Source organism: Paraherbaspirillum soli, from assembly GCF_042654985.1.
Classification (GTDB): domain Bacteria; phylum Pseudomonadota; class Gammaproteobacteria; order Burkholderiales; family Burkholderiaceae_D; genus Paraherbaspirillum; species Paraherbaspirillum soli.
In genome coordinates, this window is record NZ_JBHSMT010000005.1 from 279831 (window position 1) to 295439 (window position 15609).

The 15609-nt window shown below is 55.1% G+C and carries 14 protein-coding genes and 2 pseudogenes; 7 read left to right on the plus strand and 9 right to left on the minus strand.

The features are described 5' to 3' along the window. Nucleotides 1–18 precede the first annotated feature (18 nt). Both ACFPM8_RS02125 and ACFPM8_RS02130 read left to right on the plus strand, forming a co-directional pair. Entirely contained in the window at nucleotides 19–699 is a 681-nt protein-coding gene (locus tag ACFPM8_RS02125) for a TetR/AcrR family transcriptional regulator (protein WP_378994467.1), read from the plus strand. Nucleotides 700–758: 59 nt separating this feature from the next. Beyond that, the gene (locus ACFPM8_RS02130; protein WP_378994469.1) at nucleotides 759–1472 is read left to right on the plus strand and encodes a TetR/AcrR family transcriptional regulator; all 714 of its coding nucleotides are present in this window, start codon (nucleotides 759–761) and stop codon (nucleotides 1470–1472) included. 637 nt (nucleotides 1473–2109) lie between these two features. Here the strand turns inward: ACFPM8_RS02130 and ACFPM8_RS02135 are convergent. The 6 genes and pseudogenes from ACFPM8_RS02135 to ACFPM8_RS02160 all read right to left on the minus strand — a co-directional run. Then, nucleotides 2110–3042: pseudogene (locus ACFPM8_RS02135) on the minus strand (fumarylacetoacetate hydrolase family protein); the annotation flags it as partial. 88 nt (nucleotides 3043–3130) lie between these two features. Beyond that, entirely contained in the window at nucleotides 3131–4270 is a 1140-nt protein-coding gene (locus ACFPM8_RS02140; RefSeq protein WP_378994472.1) for an AI-2E family transporter, read from the minus strand. Beyond that, the gene (locus tag ACFPM8_RS02145; protein WP_378994474.1) at nucleotides 4267–4749 is read right to left on the minus strand and encodes a cyclic nucleotide-binding domain-containing protein; all 483 of its coding nucleotides are present in this window, start codon (nucleotides 4747–4749) and stop codon (nucleotides 4267–4269) included. The genes ACFPM8_RS02140 and ACFPM8_RS02145 overlap by 4 nt, the downstream gene beginning before the upstream one ends. 175 nt (nucleotides 4750–4924) lie before the next feature. Then, entirely contained in the window at nucleotides 4925–6472 is a 1548-nt protein-coding gene (locus ACFPM8_RS02150; protein WP_378994476.1) for a DHA2 family efflux MFS transporter permease subunit, read from the minus strand. A gap of 13 nt (nucleotides 6473–6485) precedes the next feature. After that, on the minus strand, nucleotides 6486–7628 hold the full coding sequence (locus ACFPM8_RS02155; protein WP_378994479.1) for an HlyD family secretion protein: 1143 nt from the start codon (nucleotides 7626–7628) through the stop codon (nucleotides 6486–6488). 26 nt (nucleotides 7629–7654) lie between these two features. Continuing rightward, the gene (locus ACFPM8_RS02160) at nucleotides 7655–9139 is read right to left on the minus strand and encodes an efflux transporter outer membrane subunit (RefSeq protein ID WP_378994481.1); all 1485 of its coding nucleotides are present in this window, start codon (nucleotides 9137–9139) and stop codon (nucleotides 7655–7657) included. 124 nt (nucleotides 9140–9263) lie between these two features. Here ACFPM8_RS02160 and ACFPM8_RS02165 point away from each other — a divergent pair, with 124 nt between their 5' ends. From ACFPM8_RS02165 to ACFPM8_RS02175, 3 genes are all read left to right on the plus strand, one after another. Beyond that, nucleotides 9264–9869, plus strand: a complete 606-nt coding sequence (locus tag ACFPM8_RS02165) for a TetR/AcrR family transcriptional regulator (RefSeq protein ID WP_378994483.1) — start codon at nucleotides 9264–9266, stop codon at nucleotides 9867–9869. 130 nt (nucleotides 9870–9999) lie between these two features. Next, nucleotides 10000–10620 carry a TetR/AcrR family transcriptional regulator gene (locus tag ACFPM8_RS02170; protein ID WP_378994485.1) on the plus strand — a complete coding sequence of 207 codons (621 nt, stop codon included), beginning with the start codon at nucleotides 10000–10002 and terminating at the stop codon, nucleotides 10618–10620. Nucleotides 10621–10796: 176 nt separating this feature from the next. Then, nucleotides 10797–11708: a site-specific integrase gene (locus ACFPM8_RS02175; protein WP_378994487.1), complete on the plus strand. Its 912-nt coding sequence runs from the start codon at nucleotides 10797–10799 to the stop codon at nucleotides 11706–11708. Nucleotides 11709–12096: 388 nt separating this feature from the next. On the opposite strand, the gene ACFPM8_RS02180 is transcribed toward ACFPM8_RS02175, so the two are convergent. Continuing rightward, entirely contained in the window at nucleotides 12097–12810 is a 714-nt protein-coding gene (locus ACFPM8_RS02180; RefSeq protein ID WP_378994489.1) for a hypothetical protein, read from the minus strand. A 348-nt stretch (nucleotides 12811–13158) separates the two neighbouring features. Between ACFPM8_RS02180 and ACFPM8_RS02185 the strand changes: the two genes are divergently transcribed. Then, nucleotides 13159–13407, plus strand: coding sequence for a DUF3297 family protein (locus tag ACFPM8_RS02185; protein ID WP_378994491.1), 249 nt, complete (start codon nucleotides 13159–13161; stop codon nucleotides 13405–13407). A gap of 436 nt (nucleotides 13408–13843) precedes the next feature. Here ACFPM8_RS02185 and ACFPM8_RS02190 read toward each other — a convergent pair whose 3' ends face one another. After that, nucleotides 13844–14404 carry an acyl-homoserine-lactone synthase gene (locus ACFPM8_RS02190; RefSeq protein ID WP_378994493.1) on the minus strand — a complete coding sequence of 187 codons (561 nt, stop codon included), beginning with the start codon at nucleotides 14402–14404 and terminating at the stop codon, nucleotides 13844–13846. Between the two features lie 115 nt (nucleotides 14405–14519). Further along, nucleotides 14520–14966, minus strand: a complete 447-nt coding sequence (locus ACFPM8_RS02195; protein WP_378994495.1) for a DUF4902 domain-containing protein — start codon at nucleotides 14964–14966, stop codon at nucleotides 14520–14522. Between the two features lie 429 nt (nucleotides 14967–15395). On the opposite strand from ACFPM8_RS02195, the pseudogene ACFPM8_RS02200 reads away from it, so the two are divergent. Continuing rightward, nucleotides 15396–15530, plus strand: a pseudogene (locus tag ACFPM8_RS02200) (acyloxyacyl hydrolase); the annotation flags it as partial. Nucleotides 15531–15609 lie beyond the last annotated feature (79 nt).

Sequence of the window (15609 nt, forward strand, 5' to 3'; positions counted from 1 at the left end):
CACCACACAGGGCAGAATATGAAATCAGAAAACACGCCAGATCACCGCACCCGGGTCGCGGCCAAACGTCGGGAAAAGACCCGCGCCAAGCTACTGGAAAGCGCACTGCATGTGTTTTCCCGCAAGGGGCCGCAGGCCGTAATCGAGGACGTCATCGCCCAGGCCGGGATGGCGCGCGGCTCGTTCTACAACTATTTCCACACCAATGAGGAATTGCTGGAGGCACTGGCCAACGAGATCAATAATGAGCTGGTGCGCGCCATTGATCCGTTGGTGCAACGGCTGGCCAATCCGGTTGAGCGGGTGGCCAGCGGCACGCGCATGCTGTTGCACGCGATCACCCAGTTCCCGCAATTGGGTCACTTCCTGTCGCGCCTGCCACTCCCGACCGCGAACAGCAATCGGCTGGGATTGCGCTTCCTGGTGCGCGATGTCGCGGCCGGCATCAGCGCCCAGCTCTTCCGCCACATCGAGCAGCGGGTGGCGGTCGATCTGGTGACGGGCGTGGTGCTGAGCGCGGCGTATGCGCTGGGCAGCGAGACCTTGCAGCACGACTATCCGGAACAGAGCGTGCGCCAGATGCTGCAGGGGCTGGGCGTCGACGGTGTCGAGGCACAGCGTATTGTGGCGCTACCGCTGTCGGTGCTGATGCTGCCAGACAGTGCGCTGTTGCTGCGGGTGCAGCCTGATCCTGCTTAAGCTGTCGGGCTGGCGAGTCTGATATCATCGCTGGCGTACCAACTGCCCGGACCACCCCGATGCCCGCTGCCGCCAATCCCACCGACCACCGACCGCGCGTTGCCGCCGAGCGTCGCGAGCGCATGCGCAAACGCCTGATCGAGAGCGCTCTGGTCGTGTTCGCGCAAAAGGGCGTCGGCACCAGCGTGATTCCCGACGTGGTGGCTGCGGCCGAAGTGTCGCAGGGCTCTTTCTATAACTATTTCCGCACCAACGAAGACTTGCTGGTTGCCGTCAGCGAGCAGATCAGCAATGAAATGTTGCAGCTGATCGAGGGCGTGGTCGACACCATCGAGGATCCGGCGCTACGGGTGGCGACGGCGATACGCTGTTATCTGCACCTAGCTCGTTCCTGCCGCCTGGTGGCTCACTTCGTGTCCGGCGCCGGCCTGCGAGTGGCGGGTGTCAAGAGCGTGCTGTACGAAGTGTTACCGCCCGACTTGGACGAAGGTGTCAAGCGCGGCCAGTTCGACGCCGTCGCGCTGGGGGTGGCGGTCGACGTCATCAAGGGCACGGTGCTGGTCGCGTTGCACCGCATGACGCAGGGCCGGATCGCCAAGGATTATCCGGAACAGATTGTCCAGGCCATCCTGCGCTCGCTGGGTGTGAGCGGCGCCGCGGCGGCCCGGCTGACAGCGGCGCCGCTGCCGCGCCTGGCCGTACCAGACGATTCCCTGCTAGCGCGAGCCCAGATGCGCATCGCGACCATGGCCTCCGACCATGGAAAAGCCTAAACAACAACGGCAATCGACTCTCAAACGACTTGTCAACGATGGACTCGATAACACCTCGGAAACTGTAGTACTCATTGGATCACCGACCTACACAGGGCGCTCGGTGCAGTTAAAGAAAATGGCAATGATCGAGGTACTGCATCTGTGTACTGGCCGACAGCAAGGCCAGGAATTGAGACCTGTGCTGGGCTACGAATGCCGGCGCCGCGAACCACGCGACGGCAAGCATGTTCGCTAGAAAATTTCGCGCAATTCTCGGTTCGAGTGTGGATGAGGGGAGCGCGAAATTTGATGACCGGATCAATAGGAGGAGTTGCATGGGATTGCTGTCTTGCGAAGCAACGCCGCTTCAGTGATGCAACAGCGAGGCGTTGACCATTGCGCCGTCGTGCCAGTAATGGCTCAACCGCGATACCAGAATGGCCGCCGCAGCGTCGCCAATGTCCATATGGACCAGGGCGCATGGATTGGCGGCGTTACCTTCACGGATGATCTCGACCCGGGCCACCGGGCCAAAGCCGCCGAGCCATGACTGGACAGCAGCCTCGGTGACGCCGGAACGGAGTCCCGTGACCAGGATCTTTTTGGCGGTCGCGATCAATGTCCGATCGTCGTCGGATTGAGCGATGGTGACGACGTTCCGCTGTGTGCCCAGATCGATCATGCCATCGGCACTGCGGATGCCTGCTTCGACAACCTGGCCGGGTTGCAGGTACTGCGTACGCTCTTCTTGCGCCTCCAGGAACATGGCCCACTTCTTGGCCTCAGGCAGAAGCGCAGCGATTTTCTGCTTGGCAGGCGACGGAATGACCAAAGCGCACCCCGCCGGCGTGCCGGTGGCGATAAGGTCGCCTGGAAAAAGATCTTGCAGGCTGGCCAGCTCGTTGAGCGTGGCCACGGGGTCATGCACCATGTTGCCCGAGCTGCCACTCTGGCGAACCTGACCATCAACTTTGAGCGTGAGTTGCAGTTGCCTGAGGTATTTCATGTCGGCAGCTTCCAGCAGGCACAGCCACGGCCCTACGGGGCCAAAGGTGCGGTAGCTCTTGCCCTTGTAGAACTGCATTTGCGGGATCTGGATGTCACGTGCCGAGTAATCGTTGACAACCACGATTCCGGCAATGAATTCGTGCAGGTTTTGCTCGGTCACTTTCACGGGCCCAGTTATTTCACGGCGCATTATCAGACCAAGCTCGACCTCGTAGTCAAGAAAGCGCACGTGCGCTGGCCGGATCACAGGGCTATCGGCGGCTACGATGCAGCTGGCGGCCTTGGTGAAGATCATGTTGAAGTGCTTGGTGTCCGGGTCCATGCCCGATTCGATCATGTGCTCGCGATAGTTCGCGCCCTGGCAGACGAACTGCTGATTGCGAGTAACCGGGCTGAGCAGCGTGATGAGATTACGCGGGATGGGTGTACCGGTGAGCCTGGCGAGTTCGGCGGGCGTCACCGCACGCACCAGTTCGCCCGTGGTCGTGTAGCTCTCTGGTAGTGGAATCACGCCGTCGGCGCTAAGCACGCCCCAATGGGCGTGGTTCTGGTACTCGAAATGAGCGAGATGGATGGCCATAATGGTTCCTATTGGTAAATGTTGCTTTTAAAAATTCAAAGAAATAAAAAAATATTTGGTCAACGTGGCATAGGTCGCTGTATATGCGTCATTCGCCGTCCGATTCGAAGTCATAAAGAAGATCCCGTGCAGCTGAGCGCCGTCGTAGTCCTTGAGCGTGCAGGTGACGCGCGAGCAGGCGCTCGTCCGTCGCGACTACACTGATCGTCTCGCCAATGATGCGAACCACGCCGAGAACCGGCAGCACTAGCATCGTCCCGGCAATGCCGGCTACCGCACCACCGGCGAATATCATGACAACCGTCATCAAGGGGTGCATGCGCAGCTCTCGACCAACGGTCATCGGCATATACACAAAATCGTCGAGCAGACGTACAAAGACGAAGAACCCCACAACCGAGTAGGCCATCGAAGGAGCATGGGAAAAATCTGTTGCCGCTACCAGCATCACCAACACGCCGCCAAGAACTGAACCTACAAAGGGAATCCACGCCAGCACGGCGCACACCAATCCGAGAGCCAAGGCACTCGGGAATCCCAAAATCCAGAGCCCAACGGCAAGCGTCAGGGTATCGAGGGCGGTGAGTTTCAGCAGGCCCATGAAATAGGCGCTGGCGATTCGGTCAACCTGATGAAGCAGGCTCAAGCTCTTCTCAAAATAAGCATTAGGGACAGCGCCATTCATGAGATCTTTGAATCGTCGTCCGTCCCGAAGGAGAAAATAGGCAAAGAAAGGTACGAGAAGGAGCGGAGGCAAATTAGTCGAAAGTGCAATACCCAGTGGTTCGAGATGTTCGCTGAATGAATTCGACTGATCGATGCGTTGCATGACTGTATCGGTCAAGTGGGCTCGAGCGAATGGAGAAAAACTGGCCTCCAGCATGCCCAAGACGTTGCGCAAAAAACGTATTCCCCCTTGCAGATAGCGATCTGCCGACGTATGCCAATCAGAGGCTAGGCTTACCACGTGAGGCGCCATCAGCGCGATCAAAACCACGGCAAGCATGAGAAAGGAAAACATCACCAATGCAGCTGCTTTATTCCGTGTAACGCCCCGATGAGTCAGAGCCTGCATCAGTGGATAGAGCGTGTAGTAGAGGAGCAATGCCAACAAAGCGGGCAGCACAAGCCACAATGTTCCCCTTAAGGCGAGCAATATGGCGAGCGTTGCGGTGATGATGATTACCCACACCAGCGGTCCTGGCTCACGATGAATTGTTTTGTTCATAGGTGTCGATGATTCTCGACTGTCAATTCGAGTTCTCGCAGCCGGTGCCCCAAATGGCGCAGGAGCTGCCTGCCGATCTTGTGCGCTATGCGCAGGTGACTGTCCATCAAGCCATTAAAATCCTCCCGGAAAAGTACGGCCATCTTGCAGTCGCTGGAGGCACGAACCTGTGCCGTTCGAACCGATTCATCGAGCAAGCACAACTCGCCGAAGAATTCGCCTGCGCCAAGGGTCGCTTGATGCCCATCTTCAAGGCTTCCCTGCCTGCAAATACTCACCTGGCCTTCGAGCAACAAATATATTGCCTGCCCGACCTCACCCTCATCGAAGACCACTTCGCCGGTGAAGTATTCACGCGTATGCAGCAGACGGGCAACAATACTAAGTTCCGGCTTGGAGAGACCTTCGAATAGAGAGAGTTTCCTCAATCCTTTAAGGTCGTCACTGTGTCGACGGAATATCAGGAAATCTAAGACCATTGTGTCGTCCTCTTCGTCGAACGCCGGTCGGAATGGCAGGACCTCGCTTCGCGTGGGTTAACCGGAAGCCTCACCACATGGACTGCCGGCGCGAGTGCGTGCAACCGTGGCGGGACTGCGCCCCGAGTCGTTGCTCGGCTCAAGGCGATGAGCGGGATCGCTTTCATGATCGCTCCTAGTGGCCGATCGATGCGGCGTCTACCGATCGAGCCGCCTTGGGTGCCAACGCGATTGAGACGGCGGCCACGAAAAAGATGACAGCGATGGCCATCATCAATCCGTTGGTTGCCAGCAGCAGGCTTTGACCCGTCACCATGTTGTTGAACATTTCGCGCGCCGCCTGGCCTGCCATTGCCGGAGCACTGGCGATTTGGGCGGTGAGCGTGCGGGCGGGATCGACAATGCTAGCCAGTTGGTCATGGGCTGTGTAGCTGCGGTCTTGCCAGGACGTCGTGACCAGTGAGGTGGCGAATGCACCGGAAATCGTCCGCACAAAATTCATCAGTCCGGCCGCCGAAGCGGTTTCCTTTTCGTCCACCGAGCCCATTGCCAATCCAGTGATCGGCACGTAATACATCGGCATGCCGACGCCCATCACCAACAACGGGATGCAGATCGTCCAGAAGTCCATGTCCGAGTTGGCGAGTGCCCGCCAGGCGGTGTCGCAGCCCAACCAGGCGCAACCGATGAAGATCAGCCATCGAGCATCGACGCGATTGGACAGGTTGGCCGCAATCGGGGAAAAAATTACCGAAAGTACACCGCCCCACATGACAACCAATCCGGCCCAGGTAGTGTTGTAACCCATGTTGTACTGGAGCCATAGCGGCGTGAGTACATTCAGGCCGAAGAAGCCGCCGAAGGCCAACGCGAGCACGAACATGCTGGTGGAAAAGCCGCGGTGGCGGAATACGCGCAGATCAACAATTGGGTGCGACTCGGTCAATTCCCAGATGACAAAGGAAACGAACCCGATCGCCGCGATTACCCCGAGGACACAGATCTCCGGAGACGAGAACCAATCCTTGTCCTTGCCTTCGTCAAGCATGATCTGGAGCGCAGCCACCCAGGTGAACAGCAGCAGGAAGCCAATCTTGTCGACCGGATTCTTGACCACTGGCTCTTCGTAGCGCTTGAGCAACTTCCAAGCGATCATGCTAAACAGCAGCGCCATGGGTATGTTGATGAAATAGACCCACGGCCAGCTATAGTTGTCGCAAATCCATCCGCCCAACACCGGCCCGACGACGGGCGCGAGCAGCGTTGTCATTGCCCACAATCCCATGGCCTGCATGGACTTCTCCTTGGGGAAGATGCGTAGCAGCAGCGTCTGCGACAACGCCAGCAGCGGACCGCCGGCGAAGCCTTGAAATACGCGCATCAGGAGCAGCATGCCGATCGAAGTGGATACGCCGCACATCAGTGAGAAGATGCCGAACAAGAGTACCGATAGCGAAAACACCTTGATCGCGCCAAAGCGAGAAGAAAGCCACCCGGTCAGAGGAACGCTGATCGCTTCCGCGACCGCGTAGGCGGTGATGATCCAGGTGCCTTGGCTGGAGCCGGCGCCAAGCGCCCCGGCCATGTTCGGCACGGTAACGTTGGCGATGGTCATGTTCAGTACGGCCAGGAAGTTGGCCAACGCCAGAACGATGGCCCCCACCCAGAGCATCGCCCCCTGAAGGGCGGGCGCGTCATTGCGCGCGGCCTGAGCTTGTGTCATGGTTTTCTCCTTCTCAGGACTTGCTGTTCAAGTCGATTTCCGCGCTCGTCGACATGCCGACCCGCAGCGGATGGGCTTGCAGTTCGGCGGGGTCGAGACGGATTCGAACAGGCAGGCGCTGCACCACTTTGATCCAGTTGCCCGTCGCGTTTTGCGCCGGAATGAGGGAAAACGCCGCACCCGTACCGCCCGAAAATCCTTCAACGACACCGTGATAGGTCACGGATTCGCCGTAGATGTCGGCCCGTACCGTGGCAGGCTGTCCCGCTTTAACTTTCTTGAGCTGCACTTCCTTGAAGTTGGCATCGACATGCATGTTTTGAATCGGAACGACCGACAGCAGCGGCATCCCGGCCTGTACCTTCTGGCCGAGTTGAACCTGACGCTTGGCGACTACCCCGTCCACGGGCGAACGGATGGTCGTGCGCTCGAGATCCAGTGCGGCCTGGTCGCGTCTTGCGCGTGCCAATGCCACTTCGGGGTTGCTGTCCAGGTCGGCGCCGGAAATCAGTGCAGCGTTGGCCTGTTTCGCACCGACCGCGGCATTACGGGTGGCGTGGGCTTGCGCAATGGAGGCATTCATGCCTTTCACGTTCGCTTCGGCGGAGGCATGCGCGTTCTGCGCGCGGGTCAGTTCGTCGCCGGAAACCGAACCAGACTCCACCAGCGCCTTGCGCCGTTTGAGGTCGATATCGGCCCGCTCGAAATCGGCTTGAGCGGCTGCCAACTGCGCGTCAAGCCGTTTCTCTTCTTCTTCACGGGCGAGTACCTGTGCGCCGAGTCCGGCGTCGTTGGCTTCGAGGCTCTTCACACGACGAACGGCGCGACCGAGGTCGGCGTCGGCCTGGGCCAGGGCGAGCTTGGCGTCCGCTGGGTCGATCACGACCAGGACATCTCCTTTTTTCACTGACTGTGTATCGGTTACCCGCACCTCGGCGATTGTGCCGGTGACGGAAGGGGTCAATTCGGCCGACTCCACTCCTGTATAGGCGTCATCTGTCGAAATGTGGTGGGAACCGACGAGTTCCCAATAGACCCAGCCCCCGCCTCCAATTAGCGCAACACTTAGCGCAAGCAGCGCGAAGAGTTTTTTTCGCCGTCCGCGGTTTGCGTTATTTGTATCGTTCGGATTTAAAACATTTGTCGGTTGATTCATTGCGTTCTCCTTAAACTTTGCCTAATTCATCCAGTGATGCCGAGCTTGCCGCTCGACTGTTTTTCGGGGTTTTGATAACCGCCCCCAAGGGCGCGTACCAAAGCCACATTGAGTACCACCGCGCGCGTTTCGACGTCAGCGAGCGACCGCTGTGCCGAGACGAGCGCGTCTTCTGCGCTCAATACGTCGAGATAAGTGGCAAGCGCTCCCTTGTAGCGCTTGTCGACGATGTCGTAAGCATCTACCGCTGCTGCGACGGCGGCACGCGATGCGGCCAGTTCGCCGTCGAGAGCTTTCCGGCTCGTCGCCGCGTCAGCCACTTCACGCAGGGCGTTGGACAGGGTGGCGTTGTAGATGGAGACTGATGCGTCATACTCGGCGCGGGCGCCACGCAATTGAGCTTGCAGTCCTTGCGTATTGAAAATCGGCAGGGAAATTGCCGGGCCGACACTGCCAAAACCTGAACCCGATTTGACCAATTTGTCGATGCCCAAGGATTGGAGGCCAACAAAAGCCATCAAATTGATGCTGGGATAAAATCCCGCCTTCTGCTGGTCGATGCGCTTGGCGGCCGCTTCCGTTCGCAGCCTCGCGGCCACGATGTCAGGCCGTCGCCCGAGTAGCTCCAAGGACAGGTTCGACGGAAGCCCTGCGCCGCCGGTAAATTGCACGGTCGGGCGGGTAATGGCGAGGCCGCGATCTGGCCCATCCCCCAACAGCGCTGCCATGCCGTTCCTCAGCAGTGCGATCCGCTCGTCAACGCCGAGCAACTCCGCCTTTGCCGCAGCCTGGCGCGCTTCCACTTGGCGTACGCTGGCCAAGTTCTCCAAGCCATTCTCGTTGCGCTGATGGAATAGCGCGACGGTCTTGGTACGTAGTGTCAAAGATGCCTCTGCGGTATCTCGAACGGCGAAGAGATGAACCAATTCGGCATAAGCCGAAGCCACCGAGGTCGACAGTATCAGGCGTGTTTGCGCCACCTCCGCCTCGGCAGCGCGTTGCTCCGAGATCGCTCCTGCCAGCGCAGAGCGGTTCTTACCCCAGAAATCCAGTTCCCAAGACAGATTCAGCGTCGCCTGGCCGTAGTCTTTCCCCCCTTGGGGAACGGCAGCCCGTGGCATCAAATAGTTGTAGCTTTGCTTTGCTTCTGCCAAGGAGGCATTAGCGCTCACTTCCGGCATGAGGGGGGCTCCTGCTCCTTGAACTGTCGCCTCAGCCGTGCGCAACCGCGCCTGAGCCAGCTCCAGGTTTGGCGAGCCGCGCAATGCCTCCTCGACTAGCGCATTGAGTTGGGGGTCGCCGTATGCTTCCCACCAGTGATCTCCTGGCCAAGCGACCGACGCGGAAGAAAAGGACTTCGCGCTTTCCAGTTGCTCCACAGGTTTCAATGTAGGTGCAACACCCAGCGAAGGGATTTGGGCGCAACCGCCCATGGCGAGAAAGCTGACAGCCAGACATGCGTTAAAGACACGTCGGCTAGTTAAAGAACGAGAAAAATTTACCGCAGTCATGGCATTACTCCTTAAGAACCGTACGGTACGGTACGTACTGTGTGGTACATTCTAAGCTTGACTTATTTCGCGTGTCAAGAAAAAATGTACCGTACCGATCAGTTCAATTTTAAGGAAGCAGATGATGAATAGATATATCAAGCGACAAGCCATACTTGATACGGCTTATCGCCTATTTATGACGCAAGGATTTGACAAAACAACAATTTCTGAAATCACCCGCCAGGTAGGTGGTTCAAAGGCGACGATTTATAGTCACTTTGAATCGAAGGAGGAGCTGTTCGTCGAGTGTATGATGGCGGCCGCCGAAGACTACATCGCAAGGAACGTTGCGTTATTAAACTCCTCGGGATCCGATCCAGGCACAGCGCTACGCGAATTCGGCGCCGGTTTCCTAAGCTTCGCGTCTTCCCCAGATTCCGTGGCGACGCAACGCCTTCTTGTCGCCGAGGCAGCCCGCTCCGGCATCGGCAAATTGTTCTTCACCAAAATTACCAATTTGCTGGGATTCGTCGCGGCATTCCTATCCAAGCTAATGGCTGCGGGAGTGCTTCGTACCGAAGACGCCCAACTCGCCGCAGCACACCTCCGCGCGCTGCTCGAGGCCGAAGTCGTCGAACCCCTGCTGCTACACGTAAGGGAAAATTCACCCGATGAAAAGGAGATTTTGGGAGCCGTAGGACGGGCTGTAGCTGTATTCATACGCGCTTACGCGCCCACGGCGCGATAAATCCGATGGGCGCACATTATCTACAGCGAGAAGATAGATCCCAGCCATGCTGCATTTCCGGTGCAGAGTCTTGGTTTCAAGCTTACAATCGGAAGACCGTACCGAACAGTTCATATTTGCGATGAATCATATGACAAAGAAAAGAGATGCTAAACGGCAAGCCATTCTTGACACGGCTTATCGGCTTTTTAGAACGCAGGGGTTTGACCAGACATCGGTCTCCGAAATCACAGCCCAAGTAGGTGGCTCAAAAGCGACGATCTACAGCCATTTCCCATCAAAGGAGGAACTATTCGTCGAATGCATGATGGCCGCCACCGAGGCATACATTGAGGATATCGTTACGCTGTTTGACGCCTCGGGCTCAGACCCAAACACCGTCTTGCGCGAGTATGGCGCCCGCGTACTTAGCTTTACCTGTTCACCCGACACGGTGGCTGTGCGACGCCTTCTCATCGCTGAAGCGAACCGCTTTGGTATAGGCAAGCTTTTTTATGCAAAGATTACTGTATTGCGAGCTCAAGTGGCTGCGCTACTAGCTCGATTCATGGCCATCGGCTCACTGCGCCCCGAGGACCCTCGACTGGCTGCTGATTATCTTCGAGCCTTATTGGAGGCCGAGCTTGTTGAGCCTTTGCTACTACACGCAAGGGAGACGCCGGATGAAAAAGAGATCGAGTTGGCTGCAGACCGAGCCATCACTGCCTTCCTACGGGTCTACGCACCGACAGCGATTGAGCCGAGCAAATGATCAGATTAAACGCATATTCCGATGCTAAGACTGACCAGGCGCGAGTGCGAAATCGACTCGACGCGCATGAATTCAGCTGCCCCCGCATGCCGTGCGCAAGAAATCGACCAAGTGGCTGCCAAGGCTTGACTTAGGGCCAACCCCGCATGTGTGGCCACCTTATCTAGACCGAATTAGTGCTGGACCGGCACAAGAGTCAGACAAAGACCAGCACACACGACGGCTATCGCAAGATTACTGATAACAAGCTCATTCCCTGGTTTGGCGAATTGCGCGTAGCCGACATTCGGAAGTCGCACGTCCGCGACCAGCTCAAATCGCGTGATGTATCGAACAAAACGCTGGCCAACATCCAAAGCGTGCTGCGCAAGGCGCTGGATGACGCTGTCGAGGATGAAATTATCGACTCGAATCCCCTGGCCGGCTGGTGCTATAGCAAGGTTGAAGCGCCCAAGGAAGATGATGATGTCGACCCGTTCACAATCGACGAACAAGCAATAATCCTGAAAAATCTGGACGGGCAAGGTCGCCACCTAATCCAGTTTGCCTTTTGGACCGGCATGCGAACGTCGGAATTTGTGGCGCTGGATTGGACAGACATTGATTTTGTGCGCGGCGTCGCCTATGTGAGCAAGGCACTAACGCAGCAGTCCGATGCGCCCGAGAAGCCAAAGACAGTGGCCGGTAAGCGCGGGGTCAAATTGCTGCGCCCTGCATTGGAAGCTCTGGAAGCGCAAAAGGCATTCACCTTTTTGCGGGACAAGGAAATATTTCAAAATCCCAATACCGGGGAGCGTTGGACCGGCGATCAACCTATTCGCAAAACGTTATGGGCCCATGCGCTCAAGCGTGGCGGCGTGCGATATCGTAAGCCTTACCAAACGCGCCACACCTACGCGTCGATGATGTTATCGGCCGGCGAACATCCAATGTGGGTTGCTAAACAGATGGGGCATGCCGACTGGACCATGATCACGCGCGTGTATGGCCGCTGGATGCCAGACGCGGACCCTACCGCCGGCGACAGGGCCGAGAAGCAGTTCGATCCGACTAAGCAGACGTTGAAAACTGGAACAGGCGGCGGATAGAATGACATGTATTAGCTCAGACTTGGCCTGACATTCGTTGTACGAATCTGCGTCCGAAAATGACCCCGAGCTGCCTGTCACGGTTTGCGGGTCCAACGACAGAAATGCAGCGGCTGCGGTCATTGGTTTTCTATGACGTGGTTATTGATATCGGCGGTATTGGCCAGTCTCGGATGTACTTCTGAGCGGCGGATCAACTTCACATAGCTGCCGTTCGCCGATTCAAACAACAAACACTTTGGCGTCGCTTCGTTTGAACGGCCGGTTTTTTGAATTTTGGGAGACTGGACCCGCCCCCTTACGGACGTTCACTCAACCAAATACCGGACGTTCAACGTTTGAATTAAGGGGCGACGTTAGGCGTCCCGCTTGAATGATGGGTTGGACATCATTGGAACCACGACACGACAACGCTCGATACAATCGAGACCACAAATGCCGCAATTAGCACCGTTCTTATTACCTCATTGCGGTGATGCCGATTCTCACCGTCGCCAAAGGCAAAGGTTCCCGTTGGAAAAAATTTGCCCCTGACACGGCTCATCGCTATGCCAATGAAGACTGGAGACAAGCCGACTAGAAAGCCTTTTAGAAGTTCTCTGATCGGTATTCCATCCTTCGGCCATGTAAAAGAAATGGACGTCGCTTTGAGCATTACGATTCCTAGAAGGCCTAGTTGTATGAGCATCCCAATGCCAAGCACTACTAGATACCAATCGGCGCGCGCTATCCAGCTATACCAAGGGCGAACCGAATCTAGGAAATCTTCATAAAGGTCATTTACCTTAATTGCTGTGGCCTCATCAGCCTCTAGCGAGACACGTACGTTACGTCGCTCATCGGTGTTTAATAAAATCGAGAATCTCTGTGACCGCGTTGCGTCTCGGGCGACAAAGTTCAATTCGATGATTGCCGCACGTTTTGAGTTGTTGAACTTCTTGAGTTCTTCAATATCAGCGAATGCGCGATCTAATCGATCAACACAGGCTGCGCTAATGGAAGTAATAGGAAGGAACTTGCCAATGGCTCCAATCAGTTTTTCGATATCCGACCATTTCAGAACGAATATGGATGTTTCACGATCAGATCGGCTAATGTGCATGGCAATCTCTAAAATGGCCCAAGTTTGTTATCGGGCGACAGTTTTGCTGTGTATCGGATTCGGCTGCGCCCTAACGCCGAGATATGAATTCGCTTAAGCGTGGCTTGCAGCTTAGATTTTCGCGTCATGCATTGTACATTTAGACAGCATTAAATTTTCGTGAATAGCTGCAGCTTAGGATGCGCAGCCGAAACATACACCTGGAGCAGTACGCCTCGCCCACTTGTCTGACCGCTTTCGGCAAAATTCGCGATCGGCAGGATTTGGCCGAGTGCGGTCAAGCAAGCGATTTAGCGAAGCCACGCAAAAAATTTGTTTTGGTTAATCTTATAGTTGATAATTGTAGTCATGAACGATATCCAAAACCGCCCCCCACTTCCTGATCGGCTCTCCGTCGATCCTCGTAGCCCTTACTATAGTGCCGCCATATTTGAACATGATGTTGGTATTAAACTTAACGATAAAGAGCGCTTCGAAGTTGAGGAATATTGCATCAGCGAGGGATGGATTAAAATCCCGGCCGGAAAGGCGCTAGATCGGAAGGGCAACCCCTTAATGACTAAAGTAAAAGGCATGGTCGAACCTTTCTATCGGTAGGTGCTGTTCTTTGATTAGCATTTCTTAATTTCTTTGATTGTCTGCAAGGCTGTGTGCGTTAACATTTTTTTCGATGGCGATTACACGTCCGCTTTTGGCCAGTTCCGGCCATAGCATTGCGAGCCGATCTAGATTTGAACTGACATGAAGTGTCAGGTCAAATCTGACCTAGTACGAATGACAGCCCTATGACAGCCATCCCGCGCAAGGGCGCATGGAATATGGAACTATCGCGGGTTCGATTCCCGCCGCCTCCACCAATATTGAAGGGCTCGGAAATTTTCCGAGCCCTTTTTCTTATCTGAGATCATCGTGTCGCGAAGAGTACCAGGGGATCTCTGCTGACATATTCGTGCGAAGTATCCACTTACGATGGTTCGAGGGACAACGCGCTCAAGTAACGCAAGTGAAAAATCACAACGACGTCACCTGGACTTCAAGACATTTCAACATCGATCCAGCACGCAAAAATCGGTTGGCCATCAATAATCATTGGTGGCCCCGCCCTACGCGCATGAAACCCAGCTCGTCGCAAGAGTCGTTCAATCCCGATAGGAGATACAGTGATTAATTGTTTCGCCCCGCGCTCAGCTGCACAGGCAATAGATTCCTGTAGCAATTTGATAGCAATCGGGGAAGAAAATTGTCGTAGCGCAGATGTAGTCTGCTGATTGAAATCAACCGCGGCAAAGCGTGACAATTCCCACACGTCCGGTGTGCATGGGGGAGATAGGCCATTGAGAAGCTGAGGGAAAATTTCGCCTAAAAGATAAGGGCGATTAGTGGGAAGCAAGCGGGCGCATCCGTTTACACGCCCAAGGTCGTCTTGCGCGACGACATACACTGTATCTACACGGTCAAATTGATCCTGCTCTGCTCCGTTTTTTGTTTCCAGTGCCCACCCTAATGTCTCGACAAAAACTTTATGCCGATAGCTGGAAATTTTTGTCAGCAAATCTGCTGATAGTCCTTCTGTCCCACCTGAAACAACATTCATTACCCTGCCTCCTCGAAAAGTACATTTTATTTCCGTTGGGCAATTTTTGCGCGGGTATGGATGTTGACGTAACTGTCAAAGTTAACAGGTTGAATATTACCGATTGAAGCTTGATTTACCGGCCGTAAACGGCATCTATGTGATCCTGAACTTTTCGCTGCCAATCCAAGGTATCAATGAACACTTCTAATAATGCGATTGTTTTTTCTGGACCCACGTCAGCCTGATTATTGTCAAGTAGCATGACATTGCTGCGTGGCTCGCTGACTCGGCACAGCCGGATTTGGTGATCAATAGCATCCATTTGCCAGTCCCAACCGATGGAGATTGCAGGAATGCCACGGCTAATCCACTCGGTGTAGCCAGTAATTGTTGTGAGCATTGCACTTGTAGACATATGCGCCGGCACATCTTCATCAAGACCGGAAATCATATGCATTAGGCAAGTGGCTTGAGCTTCTGCAAACAAGAGGCGAATATAACCATCAGCCGATACCGACAGCATGTTGTCAGTAATTGCTACTTCCTCCTGCCGGGGCGGCAATGAAGTGTATCGACTCATGTAAACCTTCTATATTTGAATAAATGAGTAAATAAAATAAGCCGTACACTACGTCAGTTTATTCACTCTTGAAATTGTCAAATCTGACAGGTGGTCACTTCTTGCACGTGACCACAGGCAACTGAGCAATTTTCGCGCCTGCCCCGTTTTTGCCTATCCGTGTGGCTTAGCTGGCTATCTTCACCGGAGCCCAATAAACATCGGAAGAGCTTTGTCGCATCCAACATCATCAAGAACAAGACAATGCTGTTACTGTCCACGGTACTATTTAACTAGGCAGTTGTTATGGACTGACAAATTCGGGTAATACCCCTGACATTTTATGAACAGCAAAGCTGCCAATGCGCCATTCCGCGCCACATCTTCGATGCTGAGTGTCAAAACATGACAATATTATTGCCGTTAAGACACTAAACCATCGATCATTCTCACCTTGGCGCCGGCTATGTATTCAACAACGGCCTCGATCTTGGCGTCAAAGTGCAACACTTCTCAAACGGCGGCATCAAGCATCCGAATAGCGGCGCAAATTTTGCTGTCGTGCGCGCGGCATATCATTTCTAAACTGATATCCGACCTTGGAATAAAAAAAGCCAGTCCTTGTTGACTGGCTTTTTTGTTTTGGACGCACTGATTACGTCTA

Coding starts and splice junctions, on each gene's coding strand:
- ACFPM8_RS02170 (WP_378994485.1), top strand. CDS start 10,000: ATGACAAAGAAAAGAGATGCTAAACGGCAAGCCATTCTTGACACGGCT.
- ACFPM8_RS02185 (WP_378994491.1), top strand. CDS start 13,159: ATGAACGATATCCAAAACCGCCCCCCACTTCCTGATCGGCTCTCCGTC.
- ACFPM8_RS02145 (WP_378994474.1), bottom strand. CDS start 4,749: ATGGTCTTAGATTTCCTGATATTCCGTCGACACAGTGACGACCTTAAA.
- ACFPM8_RS02190 (WP_378994493.1), bottom strand. CDS start 14,404: ATGAATGTTGTTTCAGGTGGGACAGAAGGACTATCAGCAGATTTGCTG.
- ACFPM8_RS02160 (WP_378994481.1), bottom strand. CDS start 9,139: ATGACTGCGGTAAATTTTTCTCGTTCTTTAACTAGCCGACGTGTCTTT.
- ACFPM8_RS02165 (WP_378994483.1), top strand. CDS start 9,264: ATGAATAGATATATCAAGCGACAAGCCATACTTGATACGGCTTATCGC.
- ACFPM8_RS02150 (WP_378994476.1), bottom strand. CDS start 6,472: ATGACACAAGCTCAGGCCGCGCGCAATGACGCGCCCGCCCTTCAGGGG.
- ACFPM8_RS02125 (WP_378994467.1), top strand. CDS start 19: ATGAAATCAGAAAACACGCCAGATCACCGCACCCGGGTCGCGGCCAAA.
- ACFPM8_RS02130 (WP_378994469.1), top strand. CDS start 759: ATGCCCGCTGCCGCCAATCCCACCGACCACCGACCGCGCGTTGCCGCC.
- ACFPM8_RS02140 (WP_378994472.1), bottom strand. CDS start 4,270: ATGAACAAAACAATTCATCGTGAGCCAGGACCGCTGGTGTGGGTAATC.
- ACFPM8_RS02195 (WP_378994495.1), bottom strand. CDS start 14,966: ATGAGTCGATACACTTCATTGCCGCCCCGGCAGGAGGAAGTAGCAATT.
- ACFPM8_RS02180 (WP_378994489.1), bottom strand. CDS start 12,810: ATGCACATTAGCCGATCTGATCGTGAAACATCCATATTCGTTCTGAAA.
- ACFPM8_RS02155 (WP_378994479.1), bottom strand. CDS start 7,628: ATGAATCAACCGACAAATGTTTTAAATCCGAACGATACAAATAACGCA.